This is a genomic window from Paenibacillus sp. E222 (assembly GCF_013401555.1).
In the GTDB taxonomy this organism is placed as follows: Bacteria; Bacillota; Bacilli; order Paenibacillales; family Paenibacillaceae; genus Paenibacillus.
Window position 1 is genome coordinate 2,938,757 of the sequence record NZ_CP058552.1, and the last position, 22,794, is coordinate 2,961,550.

17 protein-coding genes are annotated in these 22,794 nt (G+C 48.4%); 13 read left to right on the forward strand and 4 right to left on the reverse strand.

All coding sequences use genetic code 11. The features are described 5' to 3' along the window. The first annotated feature begins 72 nt into the window (after positions 1–72). Positions 73–2,142, forward strand: a complete 2,070-nt coding sequence (locus tag HW560_RS13155; RefSeq protein ID WP_179263372.1) for a helix-turn-helix domain-containing protein — start codon at positions 73–75, stop codon at positions 2,140–2,142. Between the two features lie 13 nt (positions 2,143–2,155). On the opposite strand, the gene HW560_RS13160 is transcribed toward HW560_RS13155, so the two are convergent. Continuing rightward, entirely contained in the window at positions 2,156–3,223 is a 1,068-nt protein-coding gene (locus HW560_RS13160; protein ID WP_177185855.1) for an ABC transporter substrate-binding protein, read from the reverse strand. Between the two features lie 88 nt (positions 3,224–3,311). Further along, positions 3,312–4,880: a helix-turn-helix domain-containing protein gene (locus HW560_RS13165; RefSeq protein ID WP_179263374.1), complete on the reverse strand. Its 1,569-nt coding sequence runs from the start codon at positions 4,878–4,880 to the stop codon at positions 3,312–3,314. Between the two features lie 411 nt (positions 4,881–5,291). On the opposite strand from HW560_RS13165, the gene HW560_RS13170 reads away from it, so the two are divergent. After that, positions 5,292–6,422: an MFS transporter gene (locus tag HW560_RS13170; RefSeq protein ID WP_179265797.1), complete on the forward strand. Its 1,131-nt coding sequence runs from the start codon at positions 5,292–5,294 to the stop codon at positions 6,420–6,422. Positions 6,423–6,427: 5 nt separating this feature from the next. Here the strand turns inward: HW560_RS13170 and HW560_RS13175 are convergent, their stop codons facing one another. After that, entirely contained in the window at positions 6,428–6,868 is a 441-nt protein-coding gene (locus tag HW560_RS13175) for an Lrp/AsnC family transcriptional regulator (protein WP_109998991.1), read from the reverse strand. Between the two features lie 170 nt (positions 6,869–7,038). On the opposite strand from HW560_RS13175, the gene HW560_RS13180 reads away from it, so the two are divergent. The 7 genes from HW560_RS13180 to HW560_RS13210 all read left to right on the forward strand — a co-directional run bounded on the left by HW560_RS13180 (position 7,039) and on the right by HW560_RS13210 (position 13,669). Then, on the forward strand, positions 7,039–8,214 hold the full coding sequence (locus HW560_RS13180; protein ID WP_179263376.1) for a serine hydrolase domain-containing protein: 1,176 nt from the start codon (positions 7,039–7,041) through the stop codon (positions 8,212–8,214). Between the two features lie 90 nt (positions 8,215–8,304). After that, positions 8,305–8,481, forward strand: coding sequence for a hypothetical protein (locus tag HW560_RS13185; RefSeq protein WP_179263378.1), 177 nt, complete (start codon positions 8,305–8,307; stop codon positions 8,479–8,481). Positions 8,482–8,745: 264 nt separating this feature from the next. Beyond that, on the forward strand, positions 8,746–9,564 hold the full coding sequence (locus HW560_RS13190) for a purine-nucleoside phosphorylase (protein WP_079697326.1): 819 nt from the start codon (positions 8,746–8,748) through the stop codon (positions 9,562–9,564). A 285-nt stretch (positions 9,565–9,849) separates the two neighbouring features. Next, complete coding sequence (locus HW560_RS13195) at positions 9,850–10,389, forward strand: SMI1/KNR4 family protein (protein ID WP_179263380.1); 540 nt, start codon at positions 9,850–9,852, stop codon at positions 10,387–10,389. A gap of 45 nt (positions 10,390–10,434) precedes the next feature. Continuing rightward, positions 10,435–10,875, forward strand: a complete 441-nt coding sequence (locus HW560_RS13200) for a GNAT family N-acetyltransferase (RefSeq protein ID WP_179263382.1) — start codon at positions 10,435–10,437, stop codon at positions 10,873–10,875. 141 nt (positions 10,876–11,016) lie between these two features. Further along, the gene (locus tag HW560_RS13205) at positions 11,017–12,264 is read left to right on the forward strand and encodes an MFS transporter (RefSeq protein ID WP_257031882.1); all 1,248 of its coding nucleotides are present in this window, start codon (positions 11,017–11,019) and stop codon (positions 12,262–12,264) included. An 82-nt stretch (positions 12,265–12,346) separates the two neighbouring features. Continuing rightward, a complete protein-coding gene (locus tag HW560_RS13210) occupies positions 12,347–13,669 on the forward strand; it encodes an LLM class flavin-dependent oxidoreductase (protein WP_179263384.1) in 1,323 nt (440 codons plus the stop codon). A gap of 157 nt (positions 13,670–13,826) precedes the next feature. Here HW560_RS13210 and HW560_RS13215 read toward each other — a convergent pair whose 3' ends face one another. Further along, complete coding sequence (locus HW560_RS13215) at positions 13,827–16,976, reverse strand: alpha-mannosidase (protein WP_179265799.1); 3,150 nt, start codon at positions 16,974–16,976, stop codon at positions 13,827–13,829. Between the two features lie 231 nt (positions 16,977–17,207). Between HW560_RS13215 and HW560_RS13220 the strand changes: the two genes are divergently transcribed. From HW560_RS13220 to HW560_RS13235, 4 genes are all read left to right on the forward strand, one after another. Further along, positions 17,208–19,040 (forward strand): cache domain-containing sensor histidine kinase, encoded by a 1,833-nt coding sequence (locus HW560_RS13220; RefSeq protein WP_179263386.1) that lies wholly within the window; start codon positions 17,208–17,210, stop codon positions 19,038–19,040. Beyond that, positions 19,037–20,596, forward strand: coding sequence for a response regulator transcription factor (locus HW560_RS13225; protein WP_179263388.1), 1,560 nt, complete (start codon positions 19,037–19,039; stop codon positions 20,594–20,596). Before HW560_RS13220 ends, HW560_RS13225 begins: the two co-directional genes overlap by 4 nt. A 283-nt stretch (positions 20,597–20,879) precedes the next feature. Further along, positions 20,880–21,785, forward strand: a complete 906-nt coding sequence (locus tag HW560_RS13230) for an ABC transporter permease (RefSeq protein WP_205524889.1) — start codon at positions 20,880–20,882, stop codon at positions 21,783–21,785. A gap of 24 nt (positions 21,786–21,809) precedes the next feature. Next, positions 21,810–22,766 (forward strand): carbohydrate ABC transporter permease, encoded by a 957-nt coding sequence (locus tag HW560_RS13235; protein WP_179263390.1) that lies wholly within the window; start codon positions 21,810–21,812, stop codon positions 22,764–22,766. Positions 22,767–22,794 lie beyond the last annotated feature (28 nt).

Here is a 22,794-nt window from a genome sequence, read left to right on the forward strand (position 1 = left end):
TCAACACAATGTATATCTCTGTATAATTATCCGTATGATGATGTGAAAACCTACATTGACTTGGGGGCGGCAATGTTGAATGGAATCTTACATGAAATTTTGCGAGAACGTTTGGGAGACTGCGATTATGAGGTATGGAGCAGCAGTAATTGGGCGGATTGGGTTCTGATTGAGGTAGTGGGTAGCAGGGAAAGTACACCGCCAAGATTCACTGAAATCCTGCCACTTCAACATCCTAAGGTAGATCAAGAATCAAAAGACTGTATGTTAGTTTTTCTTCCATATAACAACAATATATGTGTGGCTATTCGCTTGTTTAAGAGCTGGGAATATTCTGCGGAAGATTTAGTTACACTGTCGTCTCTGTTATACCCGTACTATTCGGAGGCTGTGGCGAGCAAGCATGAACGAGCATTGAATGAAATTATGAACAGCATTCGGGATGTGACTCAACTGCTGGATCTGAATGAGTTGCTGGGCCGGATTCTTGTAAGTGCTCTATCGGTTATTCCTTATGAATGCATTGGTGTTCTATGGAGATATGATCCTGCGATCGATGCGTTAACGGTCAAGGCCAGAGCAGGGGAGATGGGCGAGGGTATGCTGAGAATGAAGCTGAAGCCGGGTGAAGGGATTATCGGGAGCACGTTCAAACGAGGTACACCCAAGCTCTACAACAGTCTTTCCAACGTGGAAGACGACTTTGGTAACATGACATTGGAGAATAAATATCATCTGAATTCAGCGTACGATTTTCATAATATAGGTTCCATCATCTCAGTCCCCATCAAGGTGGAAGGTCAGCCGGATTGTGTTCTCATCGTGTATCAAAAAGGGAAAGTCCCTATATTTACCGAGTCGGATGTAAGGCTCCTGCAAAGCTTTGCCGATCAGGTCTCCATCGCGATTACGAATGCCAAGCTGTACGAGAGCCTGAGCAGACAAAATGAAACACTTATCAAGCGGGACGAAATCCATTCCTCACTCATGCGCCTGTCACTGCAAAATAAGGGAGCTGTCTCCATCGTAAGTGAATTGACTCGTGTCATTGGCGTGGCGCTTACCTTTGTGGATTTTATTGACAATGAATGGACCCCGAAACGGGGCAAGGTTATCCATGGCTGGAGTGTTGAAAAGCTGCGCAGCTTGTACGAATCGTTGCAGCACCCGGACTATCTGACATGGATCAAGGGTGAGGGCGAGCAGGCCCATCAATATTTATATCCAATCGCTTCGACCAATCAATGTCTCGGTTATCTCATCATTCAGATGAATACTTTACTGGAACCTTTGCAACTCGTCGCACTGGAACAGGGGAGTTCCATACTGGCACTTGAATTGATGCGCAAGCAGTCGTTAGCCGAGTTTTATTTCAAGAAAACCCAGCAGTTGTTTAACGATTTGAGACTGAGTCAGGCTTCAGAGGATTATTGGAATAAATCTGGAGAGATCGGGATAGGTCCTTCAACATCCATTGTCGTGGGTTTGATGGAGTTCGCGGATCAGGTCAATCCTTCGACGCTTAGTGTGTTATCTGTTCAACTGATTTCGTACTTGAGGGAGAAAATGCCCGCAGGGACGTTACCTATTGCCTTTGGCAATGAGCGAAGGGTAACCGTGCTGCTTATGATAAATGAATCGAACAAGCCGGGCATGCTGGAACAACAGTTCAGCTCTTTGTTACCTGGTTGGGAGAGTCGAAACCACGTAAAACTGTTTGGAGGATTAAGTTCTGTAAGGTCTGGAGTAGATGCAATTAATACGGGCTATCAGGAAGCGGATAAGGCACTTGCGTATCAGAAGACCAGGGGAGAAAAGGGTATGATCCGTTATACAGACATCGGCGTAAATCGTCTGTTTATTCGGCAATCTGCTGAGGATCTGAGTGCTTTTATCGCGGAGGTATTTGAGCCGCTGAGGCCTGCCAAAGGGCAGGCCGGCGGACTTGAGGAAACACTGATGACGTACATGGCTTGCGGAGGATCGGCAGTTCAGGCTGCAACCGCCCTTCATATTCACATCAATACACTATATCAGCGGATTCATAAAATCGAAGAGATTCTAGGCATGTCCCTGAATAACCAGGAGCATATGCTCCATTTGCAGCTGGCTTGTTATCTCCGACAGACCTATCGTACTTAAAAGTAAAATAAAATTAGTTTCCAAGCAAAGCTTGTTCTACTTCATCCAGAACCTGACCGTAGGCAATCGGTCCAAATCCAGCTACCCAGACCGTGTTGTCCACCAGGTAAACCTGGTTTCTCTTCACAGCCTTCAAGCCTTTCCAGACCGCATTGTCACGCAGCTTGGTGAGCGCTTGTTCGTTATCTGCTTCACTGCCGGAGATGATCATGAAAATACGATCCGGATTCAGTTCGGGCAGCAATTCGAGCGACACATTTTCAATAACTTCATTCATGACGATGCCTGCTTTGGCAAGATCAGGTGCATGGAGTCCGGCGATATCGTACAGCAGGTTCGGAGAATAGAAGGCATCGGGTGATTTGTCACTTGGGGCAAATACCTGAATCTGCTTATCAGTCAAACGAAAAATCAGAATGGTATCATCTGCGGCATCGCTGGCAGCAACCTTGGTGCCCAGATCCTTCGCCTTTTGATACAGCTGACTCACGATTTCGTCTGCCTCTTTTTCTTTGCCTAATACTTTGGCTGTGTCCTTGAACCATTCAAGCGAATTGCTGAAGTAACTGCTCATATAGACCGGTCCAATGGCACTGATCGCGTCGTATTCATCAACAAGTACCTCATTGGACAGAATGAGATCCGGCTCTGTGTCCAGAAGTGCTTCCTTGTTGAATTCATTGACAGAACCAAGCGGTACGACGCCTTCGAGCTTGTCCTTCAGATAGGCAGGCATCTCCTGACCGACTTGGGTCACCATGGCATATGGTTTCATGCCCAATGCCACGAGGTGATCGGCATACGCATAGGTCAAGCCAGCGATCCGCTTGGGTTCAGCAGGAATATCAACAGGACCTTTAATACCTTCAACGGTGCGTGTCACCGTACTGGTTGCTTCACTATCCGACGATGGAGTACTACTGCTGCTCTCTGTAGACTCACTGGCTGCGGAAGTGGATTCTCCCGTAGAGGTCTGTTCGGCCTTGGCGCACCCGGCGACCAGAATAAGCAGCAGCATTAGTAGGATGCCTGCCTTCAAATGGGGTTTAAATCCTCGTTGGTTACTTCGATCTGTATTCATTATGTGCATGTTCCCCTTTACTGATTATCATTCTCAATTACTAGTATAGGAGAGAAGATTCCGTGCGTCGAGGCACAAAAGGAACCATTCACATGCATGATTGTGACCGAAGGCGCGCGGGAATTTCCCGTAATAACAGATCATGCGAGAAGGCATTATAGCTGCCGAGTACATAATTCATCTGATCCAAATAAACCCGCCCCCTCTTCACCGCTTCTCGCCCTTTCCACCAGGGTGAGTTCAACCATCTCTGCCGCTCGGCCTCACTGACCGAAGGGTGGAACACCAGCATGATGTAATCGGCGTCCAGATCGTCCATCTTCCAATCCTCAGCAATATAATGGCTCTGCTGTTCATGGATCAGGGAGGGAGTGCACAATTGCAGATCCTGATACAGGACCGCACCCATATGGCGGTAGCCGGCCACAAAACAATCCTGACTTCGAACGAGTAATGACACGATGGAAGCAGAACCGATCTGCTGACGAAGATGGGCTGCAGCCTGATGGGATTTCTCATCATATTCATCCAGCCAGCTGTAAGCTTGTTGATTTTGTCCGGTAGCCTCGGCAATCTCAAGAAACTGACTGCGCCAGTCCTGGGATTGAAAAGCAATCGTCCGTGTAGGCGCTATCTGGTGCAGCTGCTGAACATGTGTATCGTGTGTATATTCACTGGTCAGAATCAGATCCGGTTCAGCCCGGAACAGTGTAGTTGAATCGGGCGCTTCACCTTCATAGGCCTTCATAAAAAGGGTATCATCCAGCAATGAGGTTACCGCTTTGAAAGAAGGACCCGTTGCGGCGCAAGGCTCAAGTCCCAGTGCCAGCAGATGCCCTGTATATTGATTATTCAGAGCGGCCACCCTGATCTGACGTGGATTCGAATGAATATAGACGGTGGGCGAGAGGCCCACGGTTTTTTTGAATATGCGACTGAAGTATAACGGGTTGTTATAACCCACTTGGGCGGCTACATCCTGTATGGAGCTTTGTTGCCTTGTGAGTAGCCGTTTGGCGTGATGCATTCGAATGTCGGTCAGATATTCCTGCGGACTTTTACCCACGTTTTTCTTGAAAAAACGGGAGTAGTACCCCTCGGAGAAACCTGCCCGTTCAGCAAGCTGTTGGCGAGTAATCTGCGTCGGATAGTTCTGCTCCATGTAACGCAGCGCGTCCAGTACAAGACTGGCCGAGTCATAATCGGAGGTGGCTTCAAGCCGCTCTCCTACATCTGCGACCCATTGCAGAAATTGTCCTTGGATACGAATCCGCTGCCAATGATTATGGTCCTGCCAGAGAATATGCAGCTCTTTTATTAACTCGCGTTCATGGGATTGGAGAATACCCACACGGTTATGCTTAAAAAGGGGAGGCAGAACAAGAGTCTCTTCGGCCTCCTCTACATGCGAGATTTGCCCCTCGATCTCCAACGCGATAATGCGTAATGGATCTGCGGAAGTCTGCCTGATCTGCAGCTGCCTGCCATCCTGGAGAAAAATAAAATATCCTGCCTTAAGATCGCGATGCTGACGATTCACAGTCAGACAGATCTCTCCATCCTCCAGCAGCAACAATAGTTGTCCTTCGGTATGAGTGAACGGGTTGCCGTTAGAGGGCAGCCTGGTGTGGTGCTCAATGGATGTAAGATTGTACATTGGCATATCCCTCTCTATGTAGCCGATTGGAGTGTGTGTTTAAAGGCATTGGAGTCAAAGCCTATGTATTATCTTATCATTCTAGCGAGTAACAGAAATGCTATCAATCATCTTCGATGTTCCCTTCGTTATTCTTCCATCCTCTTTCATGATCCAGCATGCGATGATAACTGTTTAATAGCGTTTACATTGAAATTCGAAGTGAAACACCGAAATTAAATGGATTATCCTCCTATAACGATTGATCTGCCGTTGATTATGTATGCCAAATGTGGGTCCGATTTTATAAGCTTATTTTGTAGGCCACACCCTTTTGGACTATACCAAATTAAAGGATAAAGGAGAGTCTTCGTGAACCAGAACACATTGGCAAAAGAACGCCTCCCCTGGTCAGCTCTGCTCGCTTTGGCCATGGCGGGATTTATATGCATTCTTACAGAAAGCCTGCCGGCGGGGCTGCTGCCGCAGATAGCACAAGATCTGGAGATCGGGGAAGGTTTGGCTGGACAGCTCGTCACTTTATATGCGGTGGGATCTCTTCTGGCGGCAATTCCCCTGACGACAGCAACTCGTGGATGGAGACGCAGGCCGCTGCTGCTATTATGCATCTTCGGTTTTCTAATTTTCAACACGATTACGGCCGTATCCTCGGTATATGGTTTGACCCTTGCTGCACGCTTCATGGCGGGCGTATCTGCTGGAGTGTTGTGGGGAATGACTGCGGGTTATGCGCGCCGGATGGTTTCAGACTCGTTAAAGGGAAAAGCGATGGCTGTCGCTATGGTAGGCACACCGCTCGCGCTTGCATTGGGCGTTCCCTTGGGTACCTTTTTGGGCAATTACGCAGGATGGCGTCTTATTTTTGGAACAGTCTCATTATTGACGGTAGTGCTTGTATTGTGGGTGCTCTGGAAAGTACCTGACTATGAGGGAGAGCCTGCACGTCATCAGATTGCGCTTCATCGGATTTTTGTTATACCAGGGGTTCGTCCCATATTGTTTGTTGTTCTGACCTGGGTACTGGCCCATAACATTCTGTACACGTATATCTCACCTTATCTGGGCGAGACGATGCTGTCCGAACGGGTAGATCTGGTTCTGATGATCTTTGGAGTGACTTCGGTAATTGGTATTTGGATTATTGGGCTGTTGATTGATCGTTACATGAGATTATTGATTCTGGTTAGCCTTGTTCTATTTGCGCTGGCCTCGCTGGCGATGGGGATCTTTATCCATCAACCGATGATGATCATTCTGGGAGTAGTGGCCTGGGGGCTTACATTTGGAGGGGCGGCTACGTTATTACAGACTGCAATTGCGCAGGCGGGCGGCCAAAGTGCCGATGTTGCCCAATCCATGCTGGTGACAGCATGGAACCTGGGGATCGGAGGGGGAGGGATCGTCGGAGCCATCCTTCTGAACCAGACAGGCGCTCGTTTCCTGCCGATTTCCCTGATCCTGTTGATCGTTATGGCCTTACTCGTCGCCTGGTCCGCCAGTAAACATGGTTTCCCAAGGCAGGTAAGGACCGATGATCGATGAAACATTTACACCGGATTCGTTCCTTCGATGAGATTTTTGGTTGCAATAGGTGAGGACATCGCGACGAGGGTGGTGTAAGTACCGTATTGATCGCATCGGTCCCCAAATGCTTCAAGACCAGCAATCGAATCCGTCATGATTTTCAACAGGTAATTATGTTCTCCACTGACGCGATGGCATTCGACCACTTCGGGTGACGAACGGCAGAAATCAAGAAAGGCATGACAATCCCGTGTGCGAAAAAGAACATAGGAAGTGCTCGATCTCCCTATTTTCTGCGGGGAAATGATGGTACGGTACTCCTCGATTACGCCGCTTTCTTCCAAGCGCTTCACGCGTTCCGTTACGGCGGGTTGAGATAAACCGACCAGCTTACCCAGTTCCGTCATGGACAGCCTTGCCTGATTTTGCAAATGAAAGAGGATATTAGTATCGATTTGGTCCATAAGATGGCCTCCTTTTAAATTATAGGAAATGTTTTGTAAATGCCTTTATATTCATCGCAGATTAAAGCGGATAACTTGGTTGTCTTATGTAATACAGATGAGATCATTTATATAATAAGCACACTTACTTTAAATAATCAAGCACGTGACATATGGAGGAGAAGAGTGAAATGAGAGACAAAGATATGAGGTTTAACCCTGCATTTGTGGAAGAAGTGATTCACCGTACGTTGGCAGAAAAAAGAATTGTAGGTTCCGTTGTTCAGATTGCGTGGAAAGGGGAGGTGGTCTATACCAGCGCAGATGGGCTCGCCGATCGGGAACAGAACAGACGCATGCAAGAAAATGCACTGTTCAGGTATGCTTCTGTAACCAAGCCGATTGTATCCACCGCCGCCATGGTATTGATATCTCAGGGTAAATTAAAGCTGGATGACCCGGTTATGAAATGGCTGCCAGAATTCCGTCCCAAACAGCCAAATGGGGAAGTTGCCTCTATGACGGTTCATCATCTGATGACACATACGGCGGGGTTAACGTATCGTTTTTTTCAGGAGAACGGGGGAACATACGAACTTGCCAGAGTATCAGATGGAATGGATATCGCTGGCATTACGCTGGAAGAGAATTTGCAGAGGATTGCTTCTGCTCCACTGCTGTATGAGCCCGGGAAGATGTGGAGATATTCGATTGCAACTGATGTACTCGGTGCAGTTATTGAGAAAGTGACCGGGCTGACACTGCGAGAGGCAGTACAACTGCTCGTGACTCATCCACTAGGCATGAAGGATACGGATTTTGTCGCTGTGGATTCGATGAGAATGACGGCTGCCTATGCGGACAGTTCCGACAGTTCGGGGCAACCTCGTCGCTTGCGTGATGAAGACCAGGTTCCTTTTATTGAAGGAACGGCGGGCTTCCAACTCGCTCCAGAAAGATACCTTGATCCGTCGGCCTATCTCTCGGGTGGTGCGGGCATGGTAGGAAGTGCGGGAGACTTTCTGGTATTGCTCGAAACGCTGCGTCAAGGTGGAGGTTCGCTGCTTCCTAAAGCGCTGGTCACCGAAATGATGACTAATCAGATTGGCGATCTGGATATGCCTTATTGGCCAGGCAGAGGATTTGGTCTGGGATTCACGGTGCTGAAAGATCCGGTAGAAGCAGGTACACCGGAGTCTGCTGGAACGTGGCGTATGGGAGGAACCTATGGTCACTCGTGGTTTGTTGATCCAACAGAAGAACTGAGCGTTGTCGCGTTTACCAATACAGCTCTGGAGGGCATGTCGGGCAGGTTCACAACGGAACTTTGCGAGGCTGTCTATGAGGGGATTGAGCGAGAAAGATAAGTGGTGTTGTGGATTAATATGGAAAAATGTGATAGAGTAAAGCAGCAGATATAGTGAATTCTAAATTTGATTCCGAAATGAGATGAGAAGATGGATCGCATCCGCATTTATCTGTTTGTCTTCGCAGGCAATTTTCTAGCTGCCTATATGATCTTTCCAGAAAGAACTATTGCTAAATCCGTGATGTTTGCTTCACTGATGCTGCTGCTGAGCATGGGAATGGATTTCATGAAAAGCAAAAATCAGCATTCGCTGGAGCAGCAGTAAGCCAGCATATCATTACATGTCATTCGGAATACCTTATCCGTATTTTAATAGTAGAACCGATTCTCGACAGAGGATCGGTTTTTTGTGTACAGTTGAAGCATGAATAGCTTGAATATTGATTGAGTCAGAAGGTGGGGGAGCTTTTCGTGATCCGAAACGAATATCTCTTTATCCGGCTCCCATTTACATGATCGCTATTGTTCATTACACTTGGTTTATAGTACTTATTTAATCCAAACTCAGATATTCAGGGGGAATATATTTATGCATCAATCCGCACATATTCAGGAAGCCAGAGATTACATATTAAACCGTATTAATGACAAACCTGTCGTGGGCATGATTCTCGGATCAGGGCTGGGAGCGCTCGCGGACGAGATCGAGAATGCTACCGTCATTCCATATACGGACATTCCTTATTTTGCTCAATCCGAGGCGATTGGTCATGCCAACGAATTGGTCATCGGAGAGCTGATGGGCAAGACTGTCGTAGCGATGAAAGGACGTCTTCATTATTATGAAGGGTTTACGCTGGATGAAGTCACGTTCCCTGTCCGGATTATGAAAGCACTGGGTGTCGAGCAGTTGATCATCACCAATGCTTGTGGAGCAATTAATACCAGCTTTGAACCCGGACAGCTTATGTTGATTACCGATCATATCAATCTGGTAGGCAATAATCCGCTGATGGGGCCGAATAATGCTGAGCTGGGTGTGCGTTTCCCGGACGTATCACAGGTATATAATCGCGAACTCCGCAGTATCGCCCTGAAGGTAGCGGAGGAGCAGAATGTTGGTTTGCAGCAAGGGGTGTATGCATGGTGGAGTGGTCCGGCGTATGAGACTCCAGCCGAGATTCGTATGATTCGTACAATGGGTGCAGATGCTGTGGGGATGTCGACGGTACCTGAAGCGATTGTAGCCATTCATGGCGGCATGAAGGTGCTGGGCATTTCCTGTCTGACCAATATGGCTTGCGGCATACTGGATCAGCCGTTAAGTCATGATGAAGTCATTGAAGTCGCGGCAAAAGTGAAAACAACCTTCATTGGGCTGGTCAAAGGTATTCTGAAAGAGATGTAATCCGTAATCGAGAAGGATGTTTCCTTTCAAAGCACAACTATATTGAGCATTGTCCAAGACGGAGTGATCCGTTGGGCAGTGCTTTTTTTTCTTTGGTGGACAAGGCTATTTGGCAAGATGGGCATAAGCTCCCTTGTATTTTTCAGACCTCTTATCGTACTGTTGAAAGATAAGGATTATCATGATTATCAGCGCATCATCTATATCTGGGGAGAAGCGTGAAGTATAGACTTTCTGTATGAACGGATGAGGCGACTATAAAGCGCACAAGAAGGAGGATGTAGAATGATCAAGCAAGCAGAGTTCCTGTGGCAACGTATTATTGAAAAAGGGACGGGTGCAAATGCAGACGTTGAAGCAGCGCTCAATCTTCAACCTGGTGTGAGCGATGAAGATTTTCGATCCGTAGAAAACGAACTTGGTGTGACCTTGCCTGAGGAGATGAAGGCTCTCTATCGTGTGCATAACGGACAAGCCTGGAATGTTGGCGTAGATTCCTTTGTTCGTAACCTGACGTTGTCACCTCTGGATCAGGTGAAGGAGAACTGGGCCTTTTTGCAGGAAGAATTCGACCCGGACGAGATGGAGCCCGAGATTGAGGATGATGCCATTAAGCCAGTACTGTGGAGCAGCAAATGGATTCCGATCGCGGAAAATGGTGGTGGGGATTATCTATGTCTGGACACTGACCCATCCAGTGCGGGAACGGTAGGACAGGTGTTGTACTTTTGGCATGATTGGGGACATCGTTCGGTTGAGGCTAAGGGATTATTTGAATTTATTCAGAAATGTATAGAAGAAAAGGATGAGGAAGATAGAACGTAGGAGCACGAGTTCAGAATAAATTAATGCATAAAAGGAGCCTTTACAATGATCCAAATAACCATGCGTCAAGCCAAGCAGGCAGATCAGGAGCACCTTGCAGAGCTGCGTGCCCTGGTTCTATATGATGATCTACACAGGTTGGGAAGGTACGACGAGGTGAAGGTACGTGAACGTTTCCGTCATACATTCGACCCAGTCCACACGTGGATGATCGAAGTCGACGGTGCACGGGTGGGGTGTGTAGCGTTGAAGCCCAAGTTGGAGGAGATGCTGCTGGAACATTTCTACATACATCCCGATTATCAAGGTCAGCAAATAGGGACCCAAGTGCTGGATATGCTGTTGAAACGGGATGACGTCCGGGGCAAACGCGTTATTTTAAATGTGTTGCAGGGCAGTCCGGCTCGGCGATTGTATGAACGCTTTGGGTTTGTTTTGGACAGTGAAGATGAGGTGGATGTATTCATGTCCGTTCAAGTGCAGTAATCGTTACTGTCAAAAAAGCAGCATATAACAGATCCATTCATTTAATTGTTGAATGGGTCTATTGAACTTTTCTATTATACTTTCCAGTTACGGTATCCTAATATGGATAATAACCTACTTTTTATATAGGAATTATATAGTATGGAGAATGCCAAGATGCCGCATTGGAAGCGAAATCTGTATATTCTGTGGTTTGGCCTATTTTTCAATCATATGGCTTACACCTTGTCTGTGCCGTTCTTTCCGCTGTTTCTGCAAAATGATCTCGGTATTCAGAGCGGATTGGAAGTCTGGTCCGGCATTTCGATCTCGATTAGCTTTCTGATCAGCGGACTATGTGCTCCCTTCTGGGGATCACTGGCTGACAGATACGGCAGCAAACTGATGCTGATTCGTTCAGGCGTTGGTCTCGCCATTGCTCACCTGGCTAACTATTTCGTTTATGATCCTTACACGTTTATCGCTGTGCGGATATTTCAGGGACTCATGGCCGGCTTCAATCCTGCATCCATTACGTTGGTTGGCACCAATACTCCGGAAAAGCATGTAGGTTATGCGCTTGGTGTCATCTCCACATCCACGGCTGCCGGAGGAATTCTGGGACCACTTGTGGGTGGAGTACTGAGCCATTGGATCGGGCTGCGCGGATGCTTTATCGCATCGGGGATCATTACGCTGCTCTCGGCTGTGATGGTGATATGGGTAAAAGAAGCCCGCGGTCCCCGCACTGTGGTTCGCACAAGTATTCTGGGTGATCTAAAAAAAGCAGCCTCCACTCCGGGATTAATGCGGATCTATGGTTTGATTTTGCTCGTTTCAACTTCCGTGCTCATTATTGAACCTGTACTGACGCTTTATGTGGTCCAGATTGGTGGAGATGTCAATACTGCAACACTTAGTGCAGGAATCGTTTTCTCGGCCATCGGCGTGGCAACGGTAATCATGGGGCCGCGCTGGGGAAGAATTGGCGGAAAAATTGGATACGAGAAAACGCTGTTTATCGGCCTGCTGGGCGGTGGCATTGGCAGTTTACTGCAACTAACGGCGGTTAACCTCATTTATTTTGGAAGTCTGCGATTTGCCTATGGCCTGTTCTTTGCTGCCGTGTATCCGGCCTTGAATGCGTTAATCATCCAATATGCTGACCGGGATTTCCGGGGGAGGGCTGTCAGTCTGAGTCAGACTGCGAATCAATTCGGTATTGTACTCGGCCCGTTACTCGGCGGTTTTCTCGGCGGATGGACGGGGATTCCTTTTGTTTTTCTCCTGACAGGCATTGTCCTTCTGGGAGCAGCCTGGACAGTCCGGGCAAGCGAAAGGAACCAGGCGAATAAACCGGGATTGGGTATGGCAGCAGCAGATGCAGGCGCAAAAAGCATAACGAAATGAGGAATGAAGAAACGGCTCTCAGAGAAAAAAGGTACTCGGACTGAATTAATTGTTCATCACCACACCATAGGGAGGAATTCATATGTCACAACGACGATTGAGATTGGGAGCAAACTTGAATGGAGTCGGAAATAGCATTTCTTTTTGGCGACACCCGGATATTCCGATCAATGCCAGCGTAAATCTGGATTTCTACAAGAAGCAGGCGATTAAGGCGGAGGAAGGGAAATTCGATCTGCTCTTTATTGCAGATGGTCTCTTTATCAACGAGAAGTCCAATCCTCATTTTCTCAATCGCTTCGAACCTCTGACGCTTCTATCCGCACTCGCTGGGGCAACTTCCCACATTGGGTTGGTTGCTACATTGTCTACTTCCTATAGTGAACCATTCACAGTGGCAAGACAATTTGCCTCGTTGGATCAATTAAGCGGAGGGAGAGCCGGATGGAATGTGGTTACTTCACCTCTGGAAGGCTCGGCGCTGAACTTTGGCAAAGGTGAACATCCGAACCACGCGCTGCGCTACGAAATTGCAGAAGAACATCTGAATGTGGTTAAAGGGCTGTGGGATTCCTGGGAGGATGACGCGTTTATCGGGGATAAAGAGAACGGTGTTTTCTTCGACCCATCCAAACTGCATACGCTGAACCACAAGGGAGATCACTTTTCTGTCCAAGGTCCACTCAATGTGGCACGCTCGAAGCAGGGACATCCTGTCGTTTTCCAGGCAGGTTCTTCCGAATCCGGCAAGGAGCTGGCCGCCCGATCGGCCGATGCTATATACACGGGGCACGAGACGTTGGAGGAAGCCCAGGAGTTCTATTCGGATGTGAAGGCAAGAGCGGTGGCTTATGGTCGTAAGGCGGAAGATATCCTGATCTTCCCTGGCATCGGTCCCATTGTGGGCAGAACGGAGGAAGAAGCGGAGCGCAAGTATCAGGAAATCGCAGAGTTGGTCAGTATTGACCAGGCACTGAATTATTTGGGACGTTACTTCGATCATTATGACTTCGCCCAATTCCCATTGGATGAGCCTTTCCCGGAGATTGGTGATTTGGGCAGTAACACCTTCCGCAGTACAACAGACAAGATCAAGCAGCAGGCCCGAGAACAGGGACTGAGCCTCCGCCAAGTGGCATTGCTTGCATCAACGCCCCGCACATCCTTCATCGGTACACCGGAACAGATCGCTGATCAGATTCAGGAGTGGTTCGAAGGCGGAGCTGCGGACGGTTTCAACATTCGTACAGTTGTGCCGAACGGACTCGGGGACTTCGTGGATCTGGTCGTACCTGTCTTACAAGAGCGCGGCCTGTTTCGTACCGAGTATGAGCATGAGACACTGCGCGGTAATCTGGGTCTTGAGATTCCACGCAATCGATATACATTAGAGACGGTAAAATAAACATCAATTATGGTACATCGAACTTGCTTCCAGTTCAGAATGCTTTATAAGCGCTCCAGAAAGCTCCTATCCTAACGATCGACACGAAGAAACCAGCAAGTCGCCCATCATCTGGGGATTTGCTGGTTTCTTTGGTTAAGCTGCTGCATTTATACGATTATACTCTCAGATCAATCTCAAACGTCTTGATTTCATAAGGTTCAAGAGCAAAAGTTATCGGTGTATCATACAGGAGTTCGCCTTCCGGCACTTCCATAAGATTGCATTCTCTCCACGCATGAATCCGTAGATCGCTTGTCAGTTCAAGCGTATTCATGCTGCCGGAATAATCATGAACGCGTACGATGACACGATCGGAATCCTCCGCCTTCTTAACTGCCGAGATCATGGCTGTGCTGCCGGACAAGGTGAGCATGGAGCGACTTGGCTGCTCTGATAATCCCTGTGTATATCGAGCTGGAGCATTCAGAAGCCAGGCCTGCTGCACGGTTCCGCCAACGAGCCAATCTCCCTGATGCGGAAGAAGAGCATAGGTGAAGCTGTGCAGTCCCTGATCGGCATGTGGATCAGGGTGCGTAGCGCTCTTGATCAGGGTCAGCCGCATGACGTTGTCTTTAATGTCATAACCGTACTTGGAATCATTCAGCAAACTGACGCCATAACCTCTATCGGACAGATCAGCCCATTGATGGCCAACGGATTCGAAACGCGCCCAGTCCCAACTTGTGTTCCAGTGCGTCGGCCGTTTAACGTTACCGAACTGAATATCGTAGGTGGCTTCCGTAGAGCGGATGCCGACTGGGAAGGCAACTTTCAGCAGTTGCTGCTGTTCATGCCAATCCACCTCAGTGGTGTAATCGATTCGTCGCTGCCCGGTATATACAGTCATGTTCTGCGTAATCGTGGAGCCAAGGTATTCCCAAGCAAAGCGAATCACGGTCTGAAGTGGTCCCGTCTCTACGACTTCAATGCTGGTGCATTTCGTAATCTCTCGCATATCCTCCTGATAGAAGATATCAATATCCCAGGCCTCGTGGGCAAGAGGTTTGTCCTCGAACACCTGAAGCACATTGCCTCTAGCGCCTTTGGCAAGCACCTCACGGTGTGACTCTTTATCGTAAAGGCGGGTCAACTGCCCATTCTCATTCCACTCGAGCAGATAGAACGGTGTCTCGATTCCATTAGCTGTGTGGATGAATGGCGATTGCTCAGGGATATCGTGTACCGTACCGCTCTGGAAGTGAATGGTGGTATACCCCAGCGAAGGAATATTATTCACCTCGACGGACCAACGTGCATCCTGGTATTGAGCATTCAGGATCTCTCCAGAATCGCTCAGCCAAGTTCCCGTTTCCAATTCGCCTGATGGCGCAGGAATGCTCACGATTTCTGTAACGACCCATGGGGAAGAGTTCCAAATGGTGTACGTATGCGGAGATTCTCCTCTGCCAGCGATAGCCATCCGAGCCTGCGTGTCTACGTGACTGCCAATCTGCTCAGCTTCTGCATATTCAATTCTGCTATCCTCATACACCTCTGTGATGGAGGAACCGGGAATGATGTCATGGAACTGGTTGCGCAAAATGATTTTCCAACCCGCAGTCAGGGACTTCGCTTGATACAGATTCCAGTCATTGTGCACAATACTTTGCAATGCATTCAGCCATTCCGCTTCGCGGTAAGCCAGCTCAAGCTTGCGGTTCATCCGTTTGTTGTACGCCTGACTGGTATACGTTCCGCGGTGATACTCCAAATACAGTTCACCATCCCATGTATGGATGTACGAATCGGTTTTCTCCACCGTCTCCTGCAGCTTCTCAAAATAATCATCTGCACGTCCTGTCTTGACCTTGGGCAATCCGGGCAGTTGATCCAGCCGTCGTCTCATCTCCAGCATTTCGCGGTTAACGCCGCCCCCGCCATCTCCGTATCCGTACGACAGCAGCAGATCCTGGTTCATCTCCTTATCGCGGTAGGCATCCCAGATGCCTTTGACCGTCTTCGGAATGATTTTCCCGTTATAGGTATAGAACCATGAACCTGGCTCGGACCAAGGCTCGGGTGTAGTAATGAAGTGGGTCAGCACCTCTGAGCCGTCAATGCCGCGCCAGTGGAATGTATCGAATGGCATGCGGTTGTATTGGTTCCAGCTGATTTTGGTTGTCATGAACGTATGAATGCCGGATTTTTTCAGAATTTGCGGCAAGGACCAGCTGTAGCCGAAAACATCGGGCAACCATAGATATCGGCAATCCGTCCCGAATTCTTCTTTGAGAAAACGAGTGCCAATCAGCAATTGTCGGACCAGCGATTCACCCGAGGTCAGGTTGCAGTCAGCCTCCAGCCACATGCCACCGCCCGCTTCCCAGCGACCTTCAGCGACACGTTCCTTGATGGATTCGTACAGTTCCGGGTAGTCCTCTTTCACATATTCGTACAATTGCGGCTGTGTCTGAAGGAAAACATACTCCGGGAACATCTCCATCAGACGCATGACCGTAGAGAAGGAGCGGGCGCATTTCTCGCGCGTGTGCTTCAACCGCCACAGCCAGGCAACGTCAATATGAGTATGGCCGATACAAGTAACGGTCACATCAGAGGCTTTGTCCATCGCACTTAGTCGGGTGCTCAAGTCATCCCTTGCCTCGTGCACAGAGGAATAGAAGACATCGGACTTAGGCTGCGACCAGTCAATCAGTCGGAAGGACTGCTGGAGTGCATGAAGCAGCTTTGTGCGCTCCGGTGCATGGGCATCCAGAATGTTGACCGTTTCCAGAATTGCTGACCCTGTAAATACAAGATCATCAACAGCTTCATCCAGCCAGCACAGTTCTGCTTGTCTGAACGTATGCGTCTGGTTGCGGGGCTGACCGCCACCTTCCAGACCGGACCATAAGCGGAAGACCAGCTCGTTGGTGCTGCCTGCGGCAGAGGCTGGAAAGAACACTTCCTTGTGGTTGGAATCCACGCCTTGAAACGGCTTGCCATCCCAGTAGAACAGGGATTCAAAGCCGGAATTGTTACCACCCCCGGTATCGCCGAAATCAAACAGGCCGACAATCCGTTTATCTTCCCAGGAGGCAGGGAACTCGACTTTTGTACGCAGCCACAAATAGAGATCTCGACCGGACCAACTTTCTCCTGTATGCATAGGCTTCCAATGGCTATCGTCTCCAGGCAGGACCGGGTTGATCTCTTCCCTGCGGTCTTCGCAGGCGAGAAAATGATTTAAAGGCAGACGATCCCGGTAACGGAGCTCGGATAATTCATGAATACGTGCTTGTAGTTTGTTTTCAGTAAGAAACATCATAAAAACCCCCAGTTCATTTTATCGGGGAGTGATTCATATATAGAGAGCATCCAAAGCGAGTATGTATTACATAACTTTTATAGGGGAATGCGCCCATTATAGCGCTTCCATTCAATTTTGACAAATCATAATATGGATTACTGGTTCTATGCGCTGGTGATTGTCGAATTTAACCAAACGGTGATACACTGAGTTGGAAATGGGTCTGGAGGAGGTGTTCAGGCGCGAATGTCCAGGATACGAACCATGTATAAGAACTACTTGAAGAAAAAAATGTTCAACAAAATTCTGCTGTTTTATTCCATGGTGATGGTCCTGTTGTTCATCAGCATCGCGGTATTGGCCTACCGCTACTATGAACAGCGAGTGGTACAGGAACAAATGGATGCGAGTTTGCAGGAGCTGGATATTGTCAGCATCAACCTGAATCAGCAGTACGAACGGCTGTATAGTGCCGTGCAGCAGATTTATACCGACGCCATGATCGGCGATGATCTGAAGTATTTTTTGACTCATGAATACGAGGATTTTCTCAATTGGCGTCTGAATCAATATGCTTACAGCTACCGCACGGAGCGAGGGAACTTCGATTATCAATTACGTCTGCTGTTAAAGGATGAGGCTTCGATTGCAAATGTCGTCTTATACAGCACGGATCAGGATTTCTTCTATGTTCTTAATCGGGAGACCCAGCACTTTTACGATCATCCCAAGCTGTCTGCAGGGCATCAGGACTGGTTCCAGCGGCTGAGGAGTGCACCTTGGCAGTACATGGGCAGCGAACCGCTTTTCGAAGGGAAAATGGATGATGAGCCTACTCCATATAGCTACGCGAATGTGCTCAAGGACTCCGTGACATTGAAGCAGTACGGAGCAATTATGTTTGAGCTGAATACAGACCGTATCAAAGGGCTTCTTCGAGACAGACCGGGCGGCAAGAACAGTCGGATCATGCTGATGACCGGGGAAGGTGAGGTGATTTTCGATTCGCAGGGCAAGTATGACAACACCGTCTACCCATACTGGGGGAAGATGAATTTGCCGGAGGATTGGGTGGATCTGGAGGAGCGCTCCAAGGTGCAGCTGCTGAATATCGGGAATACGGGCATGGTCGTGGCTTCTATTATTCCGGAGTCGCACATCAAACAGAGCCTTCAGGCGATTCGTTTCAGCCTCATTGGGATTGTGATTCTGTGCATCATGATTAGCATCGCGGTGACGTTCACCATCATCCGCCGTTATTCCAAAAAAATTCACAGACTCGTGCTTTACATGCGTCGCTGGCAGGAGGGGGATCTAAGTAAACGTATCGAGATGGAGGGGGAAGATGAGCTGCAGCAGATTTCGCAGAGATTTAATCATATGTGTGATCGGCTGGAGTCTTACATAGAAACGGTATATGTGTCAGAGATCAAGCAAAAGAACGCGCAGCTTGTCGCTTTGCAAGCCCAGATCAATCCCCATTTTCTGTACAATACGCTGGAAAGCATCCGCATGAAAGCCATCAGTATGGGAGCCAGGGATGTTGGGCAGATGATTTATATTCTCGCCACGATGTTCCGTCATTTGATCAAAAAGCAGACCCATGTAACTTTGGCGGAGGAAATAGAGCTGTGCGGCATGTACCTGGCTTTGGTCCAATATCGGTATGAGGACAAGCTGCACGTGGAGACCCATATCGAGAATGCAGCGGCGGGAAGCATGGTCGTCAAGTTGCTTGTCCAGCCGATTATTGAGAATTACATTGTGCATGGTTTTCGTACGAATGATGAGGATAACCGGATCTCCATCACAGCCGAAGAAGAGAACGGCGTGATTCACATCCGTGTGAAGGATAACGGAAGGGGGATGTCCGCAGAGAGATTGCTTGAACTGCAGCATGGGTTGCATAAGGGTGATGAAGCTGCTGAGACATCTGACCGATCTTTGGGTCTTAAGAACGTGCACGACCGCATACGTCTGAATTATGGCAGTGATTATGGACTGCACCTGAACAGTGTGGAGGGCGAAGGATGTGAGGTGACCATCAGCATTCCAGTTACAAGGGAGGAAATGGGATGAGAAGTGTAATGTTGGTCGATGATGAGCCGCTTATTGTGAAAGGAATGCAAGCCATCATTGATTGGGATCAGAATAACATGCAGATTGCCGGAACGGCATGCAATGGGTTGGAAGCGCTAGCAATGATGGACGAGGTTCCTGTCGATCTGATTATTACGGATATCATGATGCCACAAATGACCGGACTTGAATTGATCCGGGAGACTAAAGCGCGCAATCCATATACCAAATTCATTATTTTGAGCGGTTACGAAGAATTCAAATATGTGCGGGAGGGCATCTCGCTGGGCGTCGAGAACTACCTGCTCAAGCCAGTCAATATGGATGAACTGGAAGCGACCATCAAGCATATGCAGCGGGATTGGGAGCACGAAGAGATGCGCCAGATTCAAATGGATCAGAGCTGGAGGATTCTGCGCAACAATATTTTGCAGCGCTGGGCGAACGAGACCATTGACGCTAAAGAGTTCCGTGAGCGTGCGCAGATGCTTGAGATTCCGATGAACAAGTCCACATATTGTGCGGCTTCTCTTCGAATTGTAGGCGATGACAAGGGAGATGATCCCCAGATGTATCTGCCGGGAATTGCTGAGCAGTGTGAGCAGATTGGAAACAAAGGCCTCCCGGATGGCTGTGGTGTTATCTGCTTTCCCGATCAGGAAGGAGACATCATGCTGCTGTTCGTTTCAGCCGGTACGGAAAGTAGTGCTGAATGGCAGATTCAGGCACTCACCAGGATGAAGCAAGCGGTCGCCGAGGACACAGGTGCACGTGTATGGGGGATCATGGGTCAATCCGAGTCGACCTATCTGGGTTTTCCGAAGAGCTGCAAGTCCGTAAAGCTGTGGCTTCAGAATCATTTGTTTATGGATTGCGATACCTTCATCATGCAAGTGGAGAACGAAGAAGCTGTCAATGAGTATCAAGAGAAGCCAGGGCCTGCGATGGAGCAGTTCCACAAGCTGCTGCGGGATGGAGAAGGTCCTGAGGTGGATCGGTTCATCGACGAATTCTTCATTGTTGAGGGTAATGAACCCTGCCTCCCGAGAACACCGTTCTTCAACTCAGCGATCCAGCTTATGCTGGCCGCCAAGGAACTGGAGAAAACGCCTGACTACGGGGACATCTTCGGGCCCCTGTCCAGAATTCATACGCTCAGCAAACTGAAACAATTAGTCAGAAAGGTTGTTCATCGCACGCTGGATACATATCATACCGCCGAGAAAACGTACAGTCCGCATATCATGGCTGTGCTGGAGGTGGTGAAAAATCACTATCAGGATGAGCTTTCACTTAAGACGCTCAGTCAGAGGCTGGAGCTTCATCCGAACTACCTCGGCCAATTGTTCCAGCAAGAGGTCGGTACCACCTTTTCTGATTATGTGAACCAGTACCGAATCGAGCGTGCCACTCATTTGCTGTTATATTCGGACAAAAAAACGGCAGAAATAGCGGGCGAGGTGGGTTATTGGGACTCTACTTATTTCTACAGACAGTTTAAGAAATATGCTGGCGTTTCTCCTACGGAGCTGCGCTCAATCTACATGAAAAAGTAAGCCGGGGCTCCGGCTGAATGAAGACACTCCCTTGTGGGGGTGTCTTTTTTGTTATGCAATGAATGCACGATCTTTAATTAATCCATCAATTTATTGGGTTTTTCAACTATCTCAAAATTGGTAGCGCTTGCATAATGGAGGTAGGAGTGAACGAGGAAATCCAAAGCAACAAAAGAGCTTAGGTCCAGTGTTGATTATAGGGGATTAATGCTGGATGCAGCTAAAGCGATAATGAACGAGATTATAAGGAGGGACAGCCGTGCAGGGCATCTTCAAAAGTCTGATGAAGAACAAGGCATTTCTTCTGCTGGTACTGCCGGGAGCAGCTTGGTTTATCATTTTTGCCTATTTGCCAATGTTCGGAACGATTATTGCTTTTAAGGACTTCCGGATTCATCCGGGCGGATTTCTTGAAAGCGTTCTAAAAAGCGAATGGGTCGGGTTCAAGAACTTTGAGTTTCTGTTCTCCACCAGTGACGCCTATATCATCACACGTAATACCATTCTGTATAACCTGGGTCTGATCTTTCTCGGGCTGGTACTCGCGGTGACGCTTGCGATCATCATGAACGAACTGTTGAACAAACGGCTGGCGAAGATTTACCAGACCGCGATGTTTATGCCTTATTTCCTGTCTTGGGTTATTATCAGTTATTTCGTCTTCTCGTTTCTGAGTGTGGAAAAGGGTGTGTTCAACCAGATCATTACCTATTTTGGTGGAGATCCGGTTAGTTGGTACAGTGAGACAGGGTATTGGCCGTATTTTCTCATTCTGCTCGGCCTGTGGAAAGGTGCAGGTTATGGCAGTGTAGTATATCTGGCGGCAATCGCAGGTATCGATCGTTCTTATTATGAGGCAGCGATGATCGACGGTGCTACGAAGTGGAAACAGATCCGGTACATAACGCTGCCACTGCTCAGACCGCTAATGATCATCCTCACCATTCTGGCGATCGGCGGGATCTTCCGTTCCGACTTTGGACTGTTCTATCAGGTTCCGCGGGACTCTGGTGCGCTGTATCCGGTCACCAATGTCATCGACACGTTTGTATACCGCGGCTTGACCATTATGGGTGATACAGGAATGAGTACAGCTACAGGATTGTATCAATCGGTTGTCGGTTTGATTCTTGTCCTACTGGCAAACTATGCTGTGCGTAAAATTGAAAAGGATTATGCCGTATTCTAGGCTTGCGGCAAGGGGGTGCTGTCCATGAGTAATTTAAGCGAACCGGTAAAGCGGGCATCTGCCCATGCGAAGAGGACCAGAAAGAAATCGAGAGATCTGAATGCCATTTCGCCATTATCCAATGTGATTTTTAATATAGCTATCGGTCTGTTTGCCTTATCTTGTATCTTTCCGTTTCTGTTCATCGTGATCATCTCATTTACCGATGAGAAGACGCTGGCGATCAATGGCTTTAAGTTATTCCCTGAAGTCTGGACGCTGGATGCCTACCGATTCCTTATGGAGTCCGGGCAGCAGATGGCCCAATCGTTTGGGGTTACCTTAACGGTGACGGTTGTCGGAACCGCGCTAACACTGTATTTGGTCACCACGTATGCGTATGCCATCTCGCGCAAAAATTTTGCGCAGCGTCGGTTTTTCAGCTTTTTGGCCTTCTTCACCATGCTATTTTCCGGCGGTCTCGTTCCCAGTTACATCGTGGTTACGCAGGTGCTGCACTTGCGGGATTCGATCTGGGCGCTGATCCTGCCGTCAATCATGAACGCTTTTTACATTATCGTTATGCGTACATTTTTCACGACTACCGTGCCGGATGCGGTTATTGAGTCGGCCAAAATCGACGGAGCTACTGAATTCGGTATCTATACGCGCATCGTACTGCCGATTTCGTTGCCGGGCATTGCGACTATAGGATTGTTCAGTACGTTAGGATTCTGGAATGACTGGTTCAATGCGCTGCTCTATATCGACAATGCGAACTTGATTCCACTCCAGACATTGCTGATTCGAATACAGAACAATATGGATTTTGTAGTGCAAAACAGCAGCCGTGTCGTGTCCTATGACATTGCCGCGACACTGCCAACGGAGACCGTCCGCATGGCGATGGTTGTCTTGGCTACACTGCCGGTTGCGCTGGCGTATCCGTTTTTCCAAAAGTATTTTATACAAGGTCTGACCATCGGTTCGGTCAAAGAATAAGTCTGGTTGTGCCTGCCCTCAAAGGGCA

Bases quoted from the DNA above. Each gene is read 5' to 3' on its own strand.
- HW560_RS13155 (WP_179263372.1), top strand. From the start codon at position 73: ATGTTGAATGGAATCTTACATGAAATTTTGCGAGAACGTTTGGGAGAC.
- HW560_RS13160 (WP_177185855.1), bottom strand. From the start codon at position 3,223: ATGAATACAGATCGAAGTAACCAACGAGGATTTAAACCCCATTTGAAG.
- HW560_RS13165 (WP_179263374.1), bottom strand. From the start codon at position 4,880: ATGTACAATCTTACATCCATTGAGCACCACACCAGGCTGCCCTCTAAC.
- HW560_RS13170 (WP_179265797.1), top strand. From the start codon at position 5,292: ATGGCGGGATTTATATGCATTCTTACAGAAAGCCTGCCGGCGGGGCTG.
- HW560_RS13175 (WP_109998991.1), bottom strand. From the start codon at position 6,868: ATGGACCAAATCGATACTAATATCCTCTTTCATTTGCAAAATCAGGCA.
- HW560_RS13180 (WP_179263376.1), top strand. From the start codon at position 7,039: ATGAGAGACAAAGATATGAGGTTTAACCCTGCATTTGTGGAAGAAGTG.
- HW560_RS13185 (WP_179263378.1), top strand. From the start codon at position 8,305: ATGGATCGCATCCGCATTTATCTGTTTGTCTTCGCAGGCAATTTTCTA.
- HW560_RS13190 (WP_079697326.1), top strand. From the start codon at position 8,746: ATGCATCAATCCGCACATATTCAGGAAGCCAGAGATTACATATTAAAC.
- HW560_RS13195 (WP_179263380.1), top strand. From the start codon at position 9,850: ATGATCAAGCAAGCAGAGTTCCTGTGGCAACGTATTATTGAAAAAGGG.
- HW560_RS13200 (WP_179263382.1), top strand. From the start codon at position 10,435: ATGATCCAAATAACCATGCGTCAAGCCAAGCAGGCAGATCAGGAGCAC.
- HW560_RS13205 (WP_257031882.1), top strand. From the start codon at position 11,017: ATGGAGAATGCCAAGATGCCGCATTGGAAGCGAAATCTGTATATTCTG.
- HW560_RS13210 (WP_179263384.1), top strand. From the start codon at position 12,347: ATGTCACAACGACGATTGAGATTGGGAGCAAACTTGAATGGAGTCGGA.
- HW560_RS13215 (WP_179265799.1), bottom strand. From the start codon at position 16,976: ATGTTTCTTACTGAAAACAAACTACAAGCACGTATTCATGAATTATCC.
- HW560_RS13220 (WP_179263386.1), top strand. From the start codon at position 17,208: ATGTCCAGGATACGAACCATGTATAAGAACTACTTGAAGAAAAAAATG.
- HW560_RS13225 (WP_179263388.1), top strand. From the start codon at position 19,037: ATGAGAAGTGTAATGTTGGTCGATGATGAGCCGCTTATTGTGAAAGGA.
- HW560_RS13230 (WP_205524889.1), top strand. From the start codon at position 20,880: ATGAAGAACAAGGCATTTCTTCTGCTGGTACTGCCGGGAGCAGCTTGG.
- HW560_RS13235 (WP_179263390.1), top strand. From the start codon at position 21,810: ATGAGTAATTTAAGCGAACCGGTAAAGCGGGCATCTGCCCATGCGAAG.